At 63.6% G+C, this 16,683-nt stretch carries 16 protein-coding genes and 1 tRNA gene; 3 read left to right on the top strand and 14 right to left on the bottom strand.

Annotation, left to right across the window (positions count from 1 at the left end; all coding sequences use genetic code 11):
• Positions 1–3: 3 nt before the first annotated feature.
• The 5 genes from QQ658_RS06220 to QQ658_RS06200 all read right to left on the bottom strand — a co-directional run bounded on the left by QQ658_RS06220 (position 4) and on the right by QQ658_RS06200 (position 3,866).
• Positions 4–1,200 (bottom strand): adenine-specific methyltransferase EcoRI family protein, encoded by a 1,197-nt coding sequence (locus QQ658_RS06220; protein WP_286026786.1) that lies wholly within the window; start codon positions 1,198–1,200, stop codon positions 4–6.
• Between the two features lie 71 nt (positions 1,201–1,271).
• A complete protein-coding gene (locus QQ658_RS06215; protein ID WP_286026785.1) occupies positions 1,272–1,574 on the bottom strand; it encodes a hypothetical protein in 303 nt (100 codons plus the stop codon).
• The gene (locus QQ658_RS06210) at positions 1,574–2,554 is read right to left on the bottom strand and encodes a caspase family protein (RefSeq protein ID WP_286026784.1); all 981 of its coding nucleotides are present in this window, start codon (positions 2,552–2,554) and stop codon (positions 1,574–1,576) included. Before QQ658_RS06210 ends, QQ658_RS06215 begins: the two co-directional genes overlap by 1 nt.
• Before the next feature lie 8 nt (positions 2,555–2,562).
• Positions 2,563–2,976: a TIR domain-containing protein gene (locus QQ658_RS06205; RefSeq protein WP_286026783.1), complete on the bottom strand. Its 414-nt coding sequence runs from the start codon at positions 2,974–2,976 to the stop codon at positions 2,563–2,565.
• A gap of 816 nt (positions 2,977–3,792) precedes the next feature.
• A tRNA-Pro gene (locus tag QQ658_RS06200) sits at positions 3,793–3,866 on the bottom strand.
• Positions 3,867–4,023: 157 nt separating this feature from the next.
• Between QQ658_RS06200 and QQ658_RS06195 the strand changes: the two genes are divergently transcribed.
• Entirely contained in the window at positions 4,024–4,356 is a 333-nt protein-coding gene (locus QQ658_RS06195) for a PadR family transcriptional regulator (protein WP_286026782.1), read from the top strand.
• Positions 4,353–5,174 carry a DUF5808 domain-containing protein gene (locus QQ658_RS06190; RefSeq protein WP_286026781.1) on the top strand — a complete coding sequence of 274 codons (822 nt, stop codon included), beginning with the start codon at positions 4,353–4,355 and terminating at the stop codon, positions 5,172–5,174. The genes QQ658_RS06195 and QQ658_RS06190 overlap by 4 nt, the downstream gene beginning before the upstream one ends.
• A gap of 154 nt (positions 5,175–5,328) precedes the next feature.
• Here the strand turns inward: QQ658_RS06190 and QQ658_RS06185 are convergent, their stop codons facing one another.
• The 9 genes from QQ658_RS06185 to prcB all read right to left on the bottom strand — a co-directional run bounded on the left by QQ658_RS06185 (position 5,329) and on the right by prcB (position 15,558).
• A complete protein-coding gene (locus QQ658_RS06185; protein ID WP_286026780.1) occupies positions 5,329–6,285 on the bottom strand; it encodes an NUDIX hydrolase in 957 nt (318 codons plus the stop codon).
• Between the two features lie 450 nt (positions 6,286–6,735).
• The gene (locus tag QQ658_RS06180) at positions 6,736–7,161 is read right to left on the bottom strand and encodes an OsmC family peroxiredoxin (protein WP_286026779.1); all 426 of its coding nucleotides are present in this window, start codon (positions 7,159–7,161) and stop codon (positions 6,736–6,738) included.
• Positions 7,162–7,302: 141 nt separating this feature from the next.
• A complete protein-coding gene (locus QQ658_RS06175) occupies positions 7,303–7,905 on the bottom strand; it encodes a hypothetical protein (RefSeq protein ID WP_286026778.1) in 603 nt (200 codons plus the stop codon).
• A gap of 35 nt (positions 7,906–7,940) precedes the next feature.
• Positions 7,941–10,187 (bottom strand): RNA polymerase recycling motor ATPase HelR, encoded by a 2,247-nt coding sequence (helR, locus tag QQ658_RS06170; RefSeq protein WP_286026777.1) that lies wholly within the window; start codon positions 10,185–10,187, stop codon positions 7,941–7,943.
• Positions 10,188–10,441: 254 nt separating this feature from the next.
• Positions 10,442–11,791: a ribosome biogenesis GTPase Der gene (gene der, locus QQ658_RS06165; protein ID WP_286026776.1), complete on the bottom strand. Its 1,350-nt coding sequence runs from the start codon at positions 11,789–11,791 to the stop codon at positions 10,442–10,444.
• 249 nt (positions 11,792–12,040) lie between these two features.
• Positions 12,041–12,745 (bottom strand): (d)CMP kinase, encoded by a 705-nt coding sequence (gene cmk, locus QQ658_RS06160; RefSeq protein ID WP_502928939.1) that lies wholly within the window; start codon positions 12,743–12,745, stop codon positions 12,041–12,043.
• Positions 12,746–13,056: 311 nt separating this feature from the next.
• Positions 13,057–14,160, bottom strand: a complete 1,104-nt coding sequence (locus tag QQ658_RS06155; protein ID WP_286026775.1) for a prephenate dehydrogenase — start codon at positions 14,158–14,160, stop codon at positions 13,057–13,059.
• Positions 14,126–14,797 carry a proteasome subunit alpha gene (prcA, locus tag QQ658_RS06150; protein WP_286026774.1) on the bottom strand — a complete coding sequence of 224 codons (672 nt, stop codon included), beginning with the start codon at positions 14,795–14,797 and terminating at the stop codon, positions 14,126–14,128. Before prcA ends, QQ658_RS06155 begins: the two co-directional genes overlap by 35 nt.
• The gene (gene prcB / locus QQ658_RS06145; RefSeq protein ID WP_286026773.1) at positions 14,794–15,558 is read right to left on the bottom strand and encodes a proteasome subunit beta; all 765 of its coding nucleotides are present in this window, start codon (positions 15,556–15,558) and stop codon (positions 14,794–14,796) included. Before prcB ends, prcA begins: the two co-directional genes overlap by 4 nt.
• 171 nt (positions 15,559–15,729) lie before the next feature.
• Between prcB and QQ658_RS06140 the strand changes: the two genes are divergently transcribed.
• Positions 15,730–16,662, top strand: coding sequence for an SMP-30/gluconolactonase/LRE family protein (locus tag QQ658_RS06140; RefSeq protein WP_286026772.1), 933 nt, complete (start codon positions 15,730–15,732; stop codon positions 16,660–16,662).
• Positions 16,663–16,683 lie beyond the last annotated feature (21 nt).

Genomic DNA, 16,683 nt, shown 5'->3' with positions numbered 1-16,683 from the left:
GGGTCAGCCCTTCTTCGGCTCGGGGTTGCGGTGGCGGATGAGGATGCGCTTGTAGGCCGTGTGGTACGTCGGCTTGGTGAGTCCGAGCCGCCGGTGCCCCGGGCTGTTCCCGCCGGTTCCGCCTTGCGCGTAGTAGGTGTTGACGAACTCCTGACCTAGGGTGTCGACGCCCAGCAGACGCAGCGCCTCCATGTCGTCACCGTGGGCGAGGATCTCAAACTGATCCGGGTTGTACTTGTCCAAGAAGGTGATGGGAACTCCCATGACTCCCTCGTGGTCGGACGGGATGGCATCGACGAAGGGCACTTCGATCGCCTCCTGAAAGTTGTAGTACCTCTCGTAGCCGACGCCCTTGATCTCCCTGTGCTTGGAGAACTTGATGTTGTCGGCCATCGAGAGCATCGTCAGCGGCTCGTGACGTCGGCCATGCTCGATGTTGGTGAACCAGCAGGAGTTCCCCAGCCGGGTGAAGTCGTGCTCGTCGGTTGAGGGGTAACCCAGGCGTTGGGCCTTGAGACGATCGGCCTCCTTGAGCGGCGTTCCCTTGGGGACGGCGAACACCATGTCAGTCGCATTGGCCGTCGCACCCTTCCAGACCTTGTTCTCGCGGATGAGGGGAAAGATCTCGACGTAGGTCGTTGCGTTGCTGTTGCCGACGACGGAGAACCTGACATCACCCTCCATGAGCCATCCGACGAACATCCGGAAAAGGCTGAACGGAGGGTTGGTGATGACGAAGTCGGCCTCGTCGCGCAGCGCGGTCACCTCCGCGCTGCGGAAGTCCCCGTCGCCGTCGAGGTATTCCCAGTGCAGGTCGTCGATGTTGACCCGGCCGTCGCCGGAGACGTCGGCACCGGTGAGGGTAAAGACCCGGCCACGCTCAAGCGACTTGTCAGGGTCATAACCGGGGCCCTCGGTCTCGAAGAGCGTAGGGGTGTAGAAGGCCGCCCCCGCGTTGCTGTTGGGAGCGAAGCTCGTGGATATGAGCTTTTTCAGCCCGAAGTCCGCGAAGTGCAGGGCGAAGAACTTGGTGAAGTTGCTCCACTCGGGATCGTCGCAGGGCAGCAGAACCGTCTTTCCCCGGAAAACGTCAGGATCGAACTCCAAATAGGCGTTGATCTCGCGCTCAATATCGGCCCAGACGGTGTAGTACTCATCGAACTTCGCCGCCTTGGCCGAGTTCAGATTCTTGTTCGCCACTGCCGCCCTCTTCTGTTCGTCTTCCCGACGATTCTACCGAGGGGTCCGACACTGGAGGGCACAGAGCCGCCTCAGGCGGTCTGGGTGTCTCTGGTGCCTCCGATCGCTTCGATCACCACGGGCAGGTACTTCATGACCTGTTCCTGATCGCTGCGCTGCTCCTCGGCGGACAGATCCGCGTAGGGGGTGTCGATCTGCTCCTCCCAGTGGCGCACGAGGTCCGCCGGGATCACGAGGGAGCCGTCGTCGCGCTGCTCGCACTGGTCGTGGAGGTAGCGCTGCCAGTGCGCCCATCGCTCGTGCTCGACCGTGGCGAGGCGGTCCAGCACCTCGGGGCTCTCCAGCGCCTCGCGGGCGCGTTCTGCGTTCGGCATCAGATCAGCTCCTCGTCCACGAGCCGCCAGTAGTGCTGGCCGAGCACCGTCAGCTCGCACGCCTTCGACCCCATGGCTGCGTGCCACATGTGCTCCGCCCCGACGGGGCGCACGAGGTTCACCCTGGCGAGCTTCTGCAGGACGGCGAAGTCGGCGTTCCTGGCCGGGTCCGGTGGCGGGACGGAGTCGTCCTCGTTCCCGGCGCGCTCGGGCTCGTAGGAGGGGTCGAGCGCGAGCTCCGTGGCCGGGTGGGAGAACAGCTCCGTGATCCGCTTGAGGTCCGTGAGCTCCACGGATGCGTCCGCAGTCCTCAGCGAGACGAAGGTCTTCACGTTGGTCTTGAACACCGGCCGCTGCGCCCAGGGGCCGAGTGACTGGTCGATGTGGGCGTAGACGCTGCCCGGGGTGATCTGACCGACGAGGTTGGCCGCGGCACCGTTGAGCGCGTCGACGAGGAGGGTGGTGAACACCCCCGAGCCGTCGTTCTCCATCGAGTACTGCTCGGCCGTCGACGCGGTGAGGATCGTGACACCCTCCTTGATCTCGGCGATCGGCCTGATGTGGGCGCTGGCTCCAGCGATGCCGCTATGGCAGCTGTCGAGGATGATGACCTTGTTCTTGGCCGGGGATGCGTTGGCGAAGGTCATGACGTCGCTGAGGGCCAGGCCGTCGTGTCCCTCCGCGCAGTCGCTGGCGCAGAGGAACCCGCCGGTGCTATCCACGTAGCCGTGGCCGGCGAAGTAGAGCAGCGCGACGTCGGAGTCGTCGCGGAACAGCTCTTCGACGGCCTCGCGCAGCTGGCTGCGCGTCACTGCGGAGTCCGGTCCGGTCCCGGCAAGCAGCTTGGGCTGGGAGAAGTTGAGCGTCCCGTCGGAGTGGCGCTCCAGGACGGCCTTGACGCTGTAGGCGTCGTTGACCGCACCGTGCAGCCCGCCGATCCGCTCGTAGTAGTCGATCCCGACGATCAGCGCCTTGTGCATGCCGGACCTCACAGGGAGTCGATGAATCCGGCGATGTTCGCGTCGGTCCAGGCGACGGTGCGCACGCCCGTGAGGGTGGTGCGGTCGTCGCGGTAGGCCCAGATGCCGAGGATCGGCTTGCCCTCCTCCTGCGCGCACTGGATCTCCCACTTCTGCCCCGAGGAGTTGAGGGAGTTCTTGCTGACGAGGACGATGACCCCGTGCGAGCGGCGGATTCGCGTGCGGACGCGGTCCTTCCACTCGGAGTCGTAGGGGGTCTTCACCGACATGTCGATGAACTCGTAGGGCGCGCGGGCGCTGAGGGACTGCCCCTTGAGGAAGTCGCGCTGGCGCTCGTCCTCGATCGCGAAGGCGATGAAGACGGTCTTCTTGTCGGCCATGGTGGCCTCCGATCTGCTCGAAGTCGTGGTCGATCTGACCACTTGTTCATGCTATCCGGCATCACCGACAATCCTTGGTCACCTGAGCGTCGCTGAAGGCAGTGGAGGCCCCGCGCAGAAGCGAGGAGCCCGCGCCAGCAGACACCCACCACGCAGGTAGGCATCCGCTCGCTCAGACAAAGGACGGCGGGCGGGTTGAGCGGGTGATGGACAAGGGTGCCGGGGTGGTTGCCGTGGTGCCTGAGACCTGCTCCTGAGTGGTGCCACCGGTGGCGCCGGTGCAGTTTGTGCAGTTTGCCACCCTATTTTTCCTACGCGCGGGCGCGAGGACATAGGGGTACCTGACTGCACAACTGCACAACCCCTGGTCAGAGGCATATTGCAGTATCCGGATGCTGCGGGACCAGGCGGCCCGTGGCTGCCTGATCAGCTGCAGATGGCTCGCATCCATCCCACCCGCCCTATGGCACCTCCCTGCGCGGAGGGGTCCTCCTGGAGGGGTTGTCGGCCGCCGGACCAGCAGCGAGCCAGGCAGCCTCGGGCTACCAGTCCAGCTCCAGATGGCTTGCACCCACTTCACCCGCCCACGGCTCTCTCCTTGTGTGGAGGGGTTCTCCTGGAAGGGGCATTCCCACCTGGTGGTCGCCGGGGCTGCCGCCAGGTTGCGTCGCTGCGCACCCACACGTCCTACGGGATTTGCCGGTGAAGGCGGGTCTTCCCGGAAGAGGACGGCCCACCACGAGGCTGGCCACGGGTGTTGGCGCGGGAAAGTTCAACTCTAGCGGTCACTTTAGCGGTCACATTGACCTCAGAAACAACGATGCCCTAGCGAGAAAGTAGTTCTCACTAGGGCATTCGTCGGGCTGACAGGATTTGAACCTGCGACCCCTTGACCCCCAGTCAAGTGCGCTACCAAACTGCGCTACAGCCCGCCGGATCCTTGCGAAGTTCTCCTTCGCTTGACCCGCCAAGAAACCATACCCGAACTCCGTTGGAAGTGCGAACTGCGTCTCTGCCCGGTCGTGACCGAGCGTGGTCAGCAAACGCTTCTATCTTGTATCGCCAGCTAGCTGGCATTATCATCTAACCATGACAGATGTGCCGACGCAGCTACGTAAGGGGGCGTTGGAATTGGCTGTCCTCGCCTTGCTCGCGCAGCATGCCCGCTACGGCGTTGAGATTGTTGAAGAACTCGGCCAGCGGCGCGGGTTGGAGGCCACCAGCGGAACCATCTATCCCCTGCTGACTAGGCTGAAAAGCTCCGGACTTGTCGACACTACCTGGCAAGAGTCGCCCGCCGGCCCGCCACGCAAGTACTACACGTTGAGCCGTGCCGGCGTCCGCCGCTTTGATGCGCAACGAGACGCCTGGCTGCAACTGTCCACTTCACTCATCACGCTGCTCAAGGAGGTTCAGTCATGAACGACTCGCCGATGGGAGACTACATTGCACAAGTCGACCGCCACTTGATACTGCGCAGCCGCGCCCGCCAACAGGCGCTCGATGACCTACGGGACGCCCTGAGTGAGGCAGCCGAAGCGATTGACGAGGCGATCGCGCTGACCGGCGACCCGCAGGACTATGCGTCCGCCCTCAATGAGCAGTTCGCGGATTCAAATCAGGAGCAGCCGCGCACTATTTTTGGCATGCCGAACTCGTTCACCCGCGGTATCGGGGATCGCATCGCGGGCACCTTTGACCCGTCGGACGAACGTCTCATCATTCCGCGAGTCTTCGGCCTTGGCTGGACCATCAACATGGGCGCTGTCGCCGTGCGCCTGGGGCTGCTCAATGCGGATGACGTCGACGACGAGATCCTCGCCGATGCGGCCGAACGACTGACGCCGGCGCAGATCACGACGATAGCCGCCATCGCCGCATCAGGGGTTGCGGCAGGGGCGTTTTTCCGCCACCGCTCGGCAGCAAAGAAGATCACCGGCAAATCACAGACCGGCAATCTGATAGCAGCAGCACTGCTGCCCCTGATCAGTGCCGCGTTGCTGGCAGCCTCCACCGATCCCGGTACGCCACCGAATCGGCGCCTCACTCTGCCGTCGGTCGCGGCATCGTTGGCTTTGGTCGCTACCGGTGCCAGCCTGCAATCGGCGATTCGCCCCGGCCGCCAGTCGATCGTGGTGGTAACCACGTTGACGTCGCTGCCACTCGAATTCCTCCTCAGCTATTGGCCGGTGCGCATCGCACTGAAACACAGTCAATCCACAGGCGTACCGACTCCATGAGCCGTGCGAGATCAATCTTGACGTCACACATGCAAACGCGACAGGACTGATTTGGGTGCCTGCAAAGGATCGCCCCCGAACGTTGTCCGCTTAGCCAAGCACCTCTTCATCGGTAGCTCGTCTATTACCTTGCCACCTGGGCAGCGACGGGTCCTCAGCTTCGTGCCTGGCTCAACAAGTCGAGAAGCCAGCTCACCCGGCGAGAGCCCGACCCGGCCTCTTGGACTCGCGAGGTCAATTCGCGATCACTCGAGGCCACCGTCACTGTCTTGCTCAGCTTGGCAAGCCGCGATGCCTCTGCCACGATCGCATCATCTCCCAAGCCGGACGCCGAGACCACGCGCAGGTAGGGCGTCCGTGCTTCCTCGACGGCGCGACTCAAACCGGCAGCGCCTCGAGACCCCAACGCCGCCCGGGCGTCCCCTTCGAGTACCACAACAAATTCCGGGAACCAGTGATCAAGCGGCAGATCAAGCGATTGCGCAGCAACTCCGGTCTCGGCAAGCGCAGCGATCTTGCTGATCAGCTGCGCCGCGGCACCGGCACGGTCATGCCACCAGCCGTTCGGAGTCGAACCGACGACGTTCGCCGCATCGACGACGACGACCGGCTGGGTATCCAGGACCGCCTTCAAAGTGCTCCAAGACGCGGCGAATCCGGGGTGTAGCGGGTAGGTCGTGACATCCTCGACCGGTACCCACGCAAGGCCGGCGCTTTCGGCGTCCGAAATCACGGGTTCGAACGGGGTGGTCACGTCGGCGACGACCGTGGTGTAGCTCCACACCTTGCGATCAAGCACGTTGGTTGCACGGATCGTGAGGGCCTCGCGAGGCACACCTGCCTCCTCATTGGACTCGCGCAGCGCGCCATCAATGGCCGATTCGCCCTCATGCCGCGCTCCGCCAGGCAATCCCCAGGTGCCACCGTGATGGCTCCACTCGGCGCGATGCTGCAGAAGCACACGTCCCTCCGGGTCAAAAGCCAGCAATCCCGCGGCACCGAATCGTCCCCAATAGCGCTCTCCTGTCGGCGTCTCTACCCAGGCATCGCCGGGATCTCGCGGATGGGTCGGCTGCGGCGCTTGTTTGGCGTTGGAAAGTGCTGTGGTCACGAGTTCCAGACTGCCACGTGGGGATTACGGTCCGATGAAGTTGCCTCCGCTATCGGCGAACGCGCTCGCAGAGTGTCTCGGCTTGCCAGTCGGCCAGAGAGCTCCGAGTAATCAGTTTCGAGGAATCAGGGTCGGCCATGGTTGTGACGATGGGCCTGCCGGACTGTTTGAGATCACCGGATGTCGTAATGCCCGAGTCGAAACGGTCGTCACGATTCTGCTCCTCATTTGAGAGCGAAAACCCGCCCTGCTTAGGTAGGTTATGAGCCCCCAGCTTGAAATGGCAGACCCATTTCATGGAAGTTGGAAGAGTTCAACGGACTCGACGCAGATAGGCCCGGCCTCGTAACAGGCCGGGCCTATTCATGCAACTTCTTTTGACGCTTCGGAAAACTGTCGCTTCGCAGCGCCAGACCATCGCCCGCGTCCTGGCGAAGGCGCTGAACGCCGTCAGTGGACTTCGAGCTCCTTCGGAACTGCCTTGAGCGCCTGGGAGATCGGGCAGTTGTCCTTCGCCCACTCGGCCTTTGCCTTGAAGCCCTCGGCGTCCAATCCGGGTACGTCGCCGGAGACGGTGATCTTGATGCCTGTCACGCCCTGACCGGCGACGAACGTCACATCCACCTGGGTATCGATGCTGGAGGGATCGTGACCCTCCCCCGCGAGCTCATTGCTCAACGCCATCGAGTAACAAGTGGCCAGGGACGCGGCGAGCAATTCCTCGGGATTCGTGGTGCCCTGACCGGCCGCTTCGCGCTTGCCCCAGTTGACATCAAAGGTTGCCACGCCGGAGGTTGCGAGGCTGGTCTGCCCCTTGCCCTGGAAGAGATTGCCTTCCCAATGGGTCTTCGCAGAGCTGGTTGATGGATTCGGCATATTCTGCTCCTTTCGTTGGAGAGTCCGTCCCCACCAACCTACTGCGGCGCGGCTGTCTTCGTGAGGCTTCGAGGTTGCACCGATAGATTCGGTTGTCGCAGCCAGTCGAGATCCTCTTAAACGGCCCGAGCAGGTCGTGGTCTATTTGCCCCACGACTCAGGGCCCCGAAACTGACGAGGCTCAGGCCCTCGGAATGTCTGGGTCGGGGGACCGAATTTAAAGGCCGATCCCGGCCCCCTTCCCGAGGCTTCGTTCAGGTCGGCGATCGCCATGGTCAGCCACCAAATGGCCGTACCCACGGCCAGCACGAAAGCGACCAGCGCAATTCCGCCAGACAGATCGGCATTCACTCCCAGTTGTTCCAGGATCGATGGGCTTTCGCTGTCAGAACTGTCACCCACGTCCGAGACCGACAGCGCAACCACGACCATTGACGCCAGATACCCGAGCAGTGGCCAACCGGTGCGTCGTCCGAGCTGAAAACGGTGCACCCGGCCAACTCTGATCACCGTCAGAACCAGAATCACGCACTGCACGAGAAACGAGATCGGCGTGACAGAGAACAGGTAAATGGTGGTGAGCCAGCCGCCCTTGTCCTGCATCCAATGCACGGCAGGAGTCAGTATCGGCAGCGCCAGCATCGGGATCTGAACGCACATGAGAACGGTCAGCCAGACGCTTGCAGGTTCGCTCGGTTGCGGAGAATTCGGCTGCTGAGGTGGACGATAGGCGAACTGGCTCATGGCGTGATTCAAGCACAAGGGGTGCAGTCAGTTGCTCAGCTGCCGGCCTCCGAGAGAACCACCAGTTTCTGAGTGGCTCGGGTCATCGCCACGTAGCGGTCCACAACGTGCGCGATGTCGGTGGCAAACTCCCTTGTGTCGACGAGTTCATCTGGCTCGACGAGGACGACGAGATCGAACTCGAGCCCTTTCGCTGTGTCCGCGGTCAGCCATTGGACGCGTCCGTTCTGCCGATATATCGATTCCGTCGAGTTCAGTTGGCTCTCACGCTCCGTTTCATGGAGGTCAGTGGCCAAACTCGTCGTATCAGCCTGGTCAGCCATGTCGATGACGCAGGCCGTCCCCTCCGGGTGACTCGTCAGCCAGCGTTCGAGGATCGCGTCCAGCTCGCTGTCGTTGCCGTGGTGCACCGGGATGCCGCTGCTGCGTACCGAGGTCGGCACATCGGCATCCGGGAGCACCGTGCGGATCAGCGCTTCGGCCTCGTCCATGATCTCGATCGGCGTCCGGTAGTTGACGGTCAGTTTCGCTGTTCGCACGTCATGCATGCCCAGCGCATTCAGCCTGTCCTCCCAGCTTTCACCGAAGCCGGCACGAGATTGTGCCCGGTCGCCGACGATGGTGAAGCTACGCGAGGGACACCGCGCCAGCAGCATCTGCCACTCGGCGTCGGTGAGGTCTTGGGCCTCGTCCACGATGATGTGTGCGAACGGTCCCTCGAGCGCGTCTCGCCCGCGCATTGATACCGCGCCCTCGTCGAGCAGACTGGTGCGCAGGTCGTCGCCACGCAGCATCTGCAAGGTGCTGTCGGGATTGTCGTCGGTGTCGAGAATGTAGTCGACCACCTCATCCATATAGGCCCGCTGCTCGGCAAGCGTGCGGCGGCGCTCTTCCGCCTGCCGGGATGCGAGAGGATCGCCGAGCAGCCGCCGTGCCGCGTCCAGCAGCGGCAGATCGGCGATCGTCCAGGCGTGTGCATCTGCCCGCTGCAACCGCGCGATCTCGTCCCGACCAAGCCAGGGTGCGCAGTGGTGTAGGAAGGCCGGCACGCTCCACAGATCACCCACCAGATCGCCGGGCTCAAGGATCGGCCAGGCCCGCCCGAATTCGCGCCTCAGATCGTCGTTGGTGATCAACGATTGGTACAGCAGATCGGTGGGGATATCGTCCTCGTTCTTGTCCATCATGATGTCGAGCAGCGCGAACCAGATGTCGTCGCGCGCCTCATTGTGCGGCAGCGCCGGGTCTCGGGCATCGAACGCCTCCTGCCAATCGGAGGCGTCCACTTCGAGCTCATTCCACTGCGTCTCCACCGTGAACGCTTTCGTGGGAACCTCCTCGTAGAAGGCCACGGCGTGCTCCACCATCTCGGCTACTCGTTGGGACGATTTGAGCCGGGCGATCTTTGGGTCGGGTTCCTTGGTTGCAGATGCGCCTTCGGGGACGAAGTCGCGGAGCGTGCAGGTCGCCACACCGTCTTCTCCCAGGCTCGGCAGCGCGTCGGCGATGTAATTCAGATAAGGCCGGTGGGGTCCGACGACCAGCACCTGGCCCTGGCGTCCGTCGAGCCGGGGATCGGAATAGAGCAGATAGGCCGCCCGGTGCAGCGCGACGATGGTCTTGCCGGTTCCCGGACCGCCTTCGACGACCAGCGGGCCTTTGGAGCTCGCACGGATGATGGCGTCTTGGTCGGACTGGATGGTGCTCAACACGTCGCGCATTCTCGGTGAGCGGGCTGCGCCCAGGCTTGCGATGAAGGCGGACTGATCGTCCAGGGCGGCGTTGTCTTCGAGTCCTTCCGGGGTGAAGACTTCGTCCCAGTAGTCGCGGATTCGTCCGTCTTGCCACCGGTATCTGCGGCGGGACGCCAGCCCCATCGGTTCGGCACCGGTGGCGGCGAAGAATGGTTCGGCGGCGGGCGTCCGCCAATCGATGAGCAGCTGATCATCATCGTCGTCGGTGAGCCCGATGCGTCCGATAAAGACCGGATGCGCGGGATCATCGGCGAAAATCATGCGTCCCAAACAGATGTCGAGGCCGAATCGTTCGAGGACGCGCAGTTGGGTCGTGGCATGACGGATCTGCGAGTCGCGCTCGGTAGCCTCGCGGCCTTTGCCGCCGGGAAGCCTGCGGAGCTCGTCGAGCTGGGATTTCAGATTCGCGATGCGCCGCTCGAGGCAGGCCTGGGTGGCGAGGAAATGATCGCGGTCGGGTCCGATCAGCCGAGGGTCGGTCTTGGCGGGGTTCGAGAGATTGAAGATGTCAGTCGTGTCCGGGTTCATGGCTCACTTCCACTGATTCGTGATGGCGCCCAGAAGGGCGAAGAGCCATTATCTGCCCTAGTGGGGGCCTTGCGGCAAGGCCCCCGCTCTGCTATAACCTGGAAATACAAGGAACAAATGTGGCGATGAGAATCTCGGTTAACGTTGGTGCATGAACCTGTCAGTCGGACGTCGATCTGAGCAGGGCTTCTCCTGGTACACCCTCGAAGATCCGTAGGGCAATCAGTTCTGCATCGCGCCATCCGAGTGAGAGATCAGCGATCCTTGCGCTTGGCCCTGGCACGGATCTCGATATTCACCGGGCTGCCCTCGAAGCCGAAATCCTCACGCAACCGCCGTTCGATGAACCGCACATATTGGGCGTCCATCTGGCCGGAGGTGAACAGCGCGAAGGTCGGCGGTGCGGTGCGTGCCTGCGTCCCGAACAGAATTCGGGGCTGTTTTCCGCCGCGCACCGGGTGCGGGTGGGCCGCGACCACTCGTCCGAGGAACGAGTTGAGCTGACCGGTGGTGACGCGAGTCTCCCAACCTGCCAGCGCCAACTCGACCGCCTTGGACAGCTTGTCGACATTGCGGCCGGTGAGTGCCGAAATATTCACTGACGGCGCCCAGGCCCAGGCATGCAGATCGCGTTCGATCTCGCGCTTCAGGTAGCGTCGGCGCTCCTCGTCGGTGAGATCCCACTTGTTATAGGCGATCACCATCGATTTGCCGGCCTGCTCGACCTGCGACAAGATCTTCAAATCTTGATCGGAGACGGGCTCAAAGGCGTCCAGCACCACGACACAGCATTCGGCCCGTTCGATCGCAGCCTGAGTGCGCAGCCACGCATAATATTCGGAGCCGCTCGCCTCCTTGACCCGCTTTCGGATGCCTGCGGTGTCGATCAACCGGTAGTCGATGCCGGCAATGGTGACCAGCTCGTCGACCGGGTCGACGGTGGTGCCCGACACATCGGAGACGACCGACCGGTTGGCTCCGGCCACCTTGTTCAGCAGCGACGACTTACCGACATTCGGTTTACCGACGATGGCAACCCGGCGCGGTCCGCCGACTTCGACCGGATGCAACGCGTCGCTGCTGGGCAACACCGCCAGCAGGGCGTCCAGCATGTCGCCGGAGCCGCGTCCGTGCAGGGCCGAAATCGGCCACGGCTCCCCCAGCCCCAAATTCCACATGCTTGCCGCATCGGCTTCGCCGCGCTGATCGTCCACCTTGTTGGCCGCCAGCACGACGGGTTTGCGGCTGCGCCGTAGCACCTGGACGACGGCCTCGTCCTCATCGGTGGTACCGACCGTCGAGTCGACCACGAAGATCACGGCATCGGCGAGTTGGATGGCGATCTCGGCCTGCTCGGCGATCTGCCCGGCCATGCCGGTGGCATCGGACGCCCAGCCTCCCGTGTCGACGAGGACGAATTCGCGGCCCGCCCATTCGGCGTCGTAGCTGACCCGGTCGCGGGTGACTCCTGGCGTGTCCTGGACGACTGCCTCGCGCCTGCCCAGGATGCGATTGACGAGAGTGGATTTCCCCACATTCGGACGACCGACGACCGCGACTACGGGACGCTCGGCTGATTCTTCACTCACTGCGGGTTCACTCACCCGCCCAACGCTACCCGACTACCGGAAGTACGAATCTGTCTTGCATCGTCGTCTCATCGTGCCGACGATGTCGTGGGCGTGCGTGGTCTTCTCATAGCTGCCGGTACCGCCTTATAACCTCACGGTGACCGGTTCTGCGGTGACCGGCGGCTTGCTGGCTACCGATCGTCGAGAGCTTGCCCGGCTTCGAGAGCAGGCGCCCCTTCATCTGACCTGCTTCGTCGCGAGCAGGTGCCTTGACCCTTGGAATCAGTGCTCCTCGGGCCAGCGCAGTTGCTCGGGAACCAGGTCGATGACCTTCTCAACGACCTCCTCGAGGGTCAGCTCGGTCGAATCGATCAACACCACACCCGGCGCGGGTGTCTCGAATTGGCTGGACGCGGCGTCTTTGGCGTCTCGCCCGACCACCTGCTCGGTGACGGTCGTGGTGTCGGCAGCGCCATTCAACTCGGCCTCGCGGCGCGCGATACGCCGGGCGGCGTCGGCCTGTAGCAAAATCCGCAGATCGGCGTCCGGGGCGACGACAGTGGTGATATCGCGCCCCTCGGCGACGATGCGCCCGGCCTGGGCGATGATCTCGCGCATCTTCTCGTTCAGGGCGTTGCGCGCGTCGCGAATACCGGCATAGCCGGAGACCATCCCGGAAACTTCGGGAAGATGCAGACGCGCGGTCACGTCCGCACCGTCCAGCGCAATGGCAAAATCCGTGGATGACGGCGAGACCGTCATCGGCAGATCACGGGCAGCGTCGATGACCGCTTGCGCATCCGCCGCGTCGATGCCCCGATCGGAGCACCACACCGCTAGCGCCCGGTACATCGAGCCGGTGTCGAGATAGGCGCATCCGAGCCGCTCGGCGACCAGATGCGAAGTGGACGATTTGCCGGCACCACTCGGGCCGTCGATCGCAATGACCAGCTTCGGTTCTCGTGCCGTGCTCACCATAGTCCCCATCTTCCCAAGCTGAATTTGCCAGAAAATGATCTTAGCGAGAACGGTCGATCTGCATCACGTCGAAGCCATCATTCGACGATTGCCAGACCGCTGCATCCTGACAACGAGAAGGGTGAGCCAAGAAGGAGGCTTGCTGCCATTTTCGAGGCCAACAATGCTGCTGCGCGACATTGCTGTACCGGCAAATGGGATTCTCGCGAATCATTCGTGCCAGACCCAGCGCGCTCCTGAGGACGTCGGGCTCCCTTGGTGAGCTGCCCGCACGTGGGTCTGCCATATTCACATCACGGTCTGGGGCCGCCGAGAATTCCCTATGACCGCAGGCCCCAACCATGGTCGCGGATGAGTTGCCGCAACGCATCGGCACGCTCGGGTGCGACGTCGATCGACAGATAGCCGGCCGAACGCTCCGGGTCGTGCTCGATGGACAGGTCTTCGATGTTCACGCCGTTGTCGGTCATGCTCGCGAAAAGCTGTGCCAGCGCACCGGGCGCGTCCGGGATCTCCACCACTACTGAGACGTTCTCATTGCGCAGCTTGCCGCGTTTGCTCGGCAGCGCGCGCACCCCGTCGTTGCCGCGGCGCAGCAGATCGACCACTGTTCGCGGATCGTCCAACGACGAGATCAGCCGGTCGAGGTCGGCGCGCATCGCCACCAGCTGCTCGCGGATCAGCGGAGTGTTCGCGGCGACGATCTGCCGCCACATCTTCACATCGGACGCGGCGATCCGGGTCACGTCGCGCAGGCCCTGCCCGGCCAGCCGAAGGTCGTCTTGGGGCACCTGGGCGAGCCTGGCCGCGGTCAGGCTGCTGACCAGCTGAGGAAAATGACTGACCTCGGCGACGGCACGGTCGTGTTCCGCTGCGTCCAATTCGCGGATTCGGGCGCCGCAGGTGGTGGCCAGGGTACGCACCCGCTCCACCACCCATTCGGGGTTCTCGGGCCTGGGCGTGATCACCCAGGTGCGATCGACGAACAGTTCGGGTGCGGCCGTCAGCGGTCCCGACTGGTGCGAGCCCGCCATCGGATGTCCGCCGACATAGCGGGCGAAGTTGATGCGGCGCGCTGCCAGGTCATCGGCGATGCGAGCCTTCACCGAGCCCACGTCGGTGATGGCCGCATTCGGGTACTGCTCCAAGCTCGCGGTGATCACCTCGGCGATCACGGCAGGCGGGGTTGCCACGATGACCAGCTTGACATCGGCCCGATCGGGCTCCTCCAGGCGCCCGGCTCCTCGTCCGGCCGCGACAATCGTGTGCGAACGCTCACGGTCCTTGAGGTGGACGACCACACCGGCTTCGGTCAGCGCACAGCCGATCGAGGCTCCGACGAGCCCCGCCCCGATGACCAGTGTCGGTGATATCTGCTCGATGCCCATCTCAGCCCCGGCCTTTGAGCCGGTCGAGCTCGGCATTGCCGAGCCTGCGGAACGTGCGCGGCCGCGTCCGGGTGCGGTCGAGCACCGCCACCTCGAGGCCGGTGCCGTCCGAGAAGCCCGCCGATGCGATCTCAACGGCATCGGCGAGTTCTGCATCGGCCACGAAGTTGCGTGCGAGGGCGGTGCGCAAGGTCTCCGCTGCTCCGCCGATCACCGTGTATCCGGGTTCGTCACTGATGGTGCCGTCGAATCCGATCCTGAATATTTGGTCGCCGCTCGCCTGGTAGCCGAGTTCGGCGACGATCAGTTCGACCTCGAAGGGTTTATCGACACCGGAGCTGAAGGTGGTGCCGAGTTGCTGGGCGTATTGGTTGGCGAGGCCGCGTCCCGTGACGTCGCGCCGGTCATAGGAGTAACCGCGCAGGTCGGCATATTGGATACCGGCGATGCGCAGATTCTCGAATTCGTTATATCTGCCAACGGCGGCGAAGCCGATGCGGTCATAGATCTCGGACACTTTGTGCAGGGTGCGGCTGGGGTTCTCGGCGACGAAGGCGATGCCGTCGCGATACTGCAAGACCACCACGGAGCGTCCGCGGGCGATCCCCTTGCGGGCGAATTCTGCACGATCTTTCATCTGCTGCTCGGGAGCAACATAGAACGGCATGCTCACAGCATCTCCAGAACTCTCGTGGTGATTTCCGAAACGTCGTCCGTGCTGAGTTGGCGAACGCCGGTGGCGGTTGCGCTCATCACCACCGGAAAGATATTGCGCGCCAGGTCGGGTCCTCCGGTGGCCGAGTCGTCGTCCGCGGCGTCGTACAAGGAGCGGATGGCGGCAGCGATTGCGGCGTCCTCGTCCAGATCCGGACGATGGGTCTTCTTCAGAGAGCCGCGCGCGAACGCCGCGCCGGAGCCGATCGCATGGAAGCCGGTCTCCTCATACCTGCCGCCGGTCGCGTCATAGCTGAAGATGCGGCCCTGGGCTCGCTCGATATCCCAGCCGGCCAGCATCGGGATCACGGCCAGGCCGTTCATGGCCTGTTGAAGGTTGCCGCGCACCAGCGCACCGAGCCTGTTGGCCTTGCCGTCCAGACTCAGCGGGATTCCTTCGACCTTCTCGTAGTGCTGCAACTCGACCTGGAACAGGCGAACCAACTCGATCGCCAGCCCGGCGACACCGGCGATGCCGATGATGCTGAATTCGTCGGCCCCGAAGACCTTCTCGATGTCGCGTTGCGCGATCAGGTTGCCCATCGTGGCACGCCTATCGCCGGCCATCACCACACCTGCATCGAAGGTGGCAGCGACAATCGTCGTGCCGTGTGGCGCCAGCTCGCCCGGATAAGCACCGCTCACAGGCAATGATTCCGGAGCGACTCGCGCCGCATAATGCGCGAATGAACTGGCCAGCTCGTTGGTCCCCGTCTCCATGATTGACAAAGCCTACCCCGCCCGACCGGTCTCGCTGCGTCAGCGCCGATCCCGGATATAGGATGCGGGTCAACAGACGAATTCATCGCGATGCGCCGCTGCCGACATCGGCGCCGACGGATCCGCAAGAGATGCACAACGAAAGTGCGCAAGTGAATGAAGGTGGAACTCATGAGTTTCGTCGACGACACCGGGCTGCTGCTGGGCAACGAGCTGGAACTCCTCGGTGATGGGTCGATACGAGCGCAGTGGGCGGAGGGGCCGGTATGGCTGCCCGATCAGAAGGCGCTCCGCTTCAGCGACATTCCGGGAAACCGTATCCTGCAATGGAGTTCGGTCACGGGGCTGGTGAGCGTCTTCCGCGACGAGGTCGAATTCACCAACGGACGCACCACCGGTCTCGATGGAGAGGTCATTCAGTGCTCGCACGGCAATCGTTGGGTCGAGGTCGAACGCGACGGCGAGGCCGCTCCGCTGGTCACCGATTGGCATGGCCACAAGTTCAATTCGCCGAATGATGTCATCGTGAAATCCGATGGCACGATCTGGTTCTCCGATCCGTCCTACGGCATCTTCCGGGGGCGCGAGGGACATCCCGGCGAGCTCGAATACCGCGATCACTGGGTATTTCGGCTCGACCCGGTGACCTGCCACTGTGAACCGGTGATCATGGATGTCGAGATGCCCAACGGGCTCGCGTTCTCCCCCGACGAGTCGCTGTTGTATTCGTCCGACAACTCGATCGACCAGCCTGACGAGACCCCGAACCCTGACGGCACCCACGCCATCCGCGTCTACAAGGTGATCGACGGCCGGCTGTGCAAGGGTGGACGCGACTTCGTCACCATCACCGACGGCATCGCCGACGGCATCAGGGTGGACGAACTGGGCAATGTCTGGAGCGCGGAGTTCAGCGGCGTCCATATCTACAACCCGGACGGGGAACAGATCGGCTTTATCCCGAGCGCGGAGCAGCACGTCGGCAATCTCTGCTTCGGCGGCGAGGACGGCACCGACCTGTTCATACTTTGCAGTACCCAGGCTTACCGCGTCCGCACGAAGGTGCGCGACGCGGCGCAGGTGTTGCGCGCCAAGAGGGGCTGAGCGCCGGCCCGCAGCCAGCGG

This window comes from Propionimicrobium sp. PCR01-08-3 (assembly GCF_030286045.1).
Lineage (GTDB): Bacteria > Actinomycetota > Actinomycetes > Propionibacteriales > Propionibacteriaceae > Brooklawnia.
Note: the sequence above shows the minus strand (reverse complement) of the source record. Positions and strands in the feature narration are given on the sequence as shown.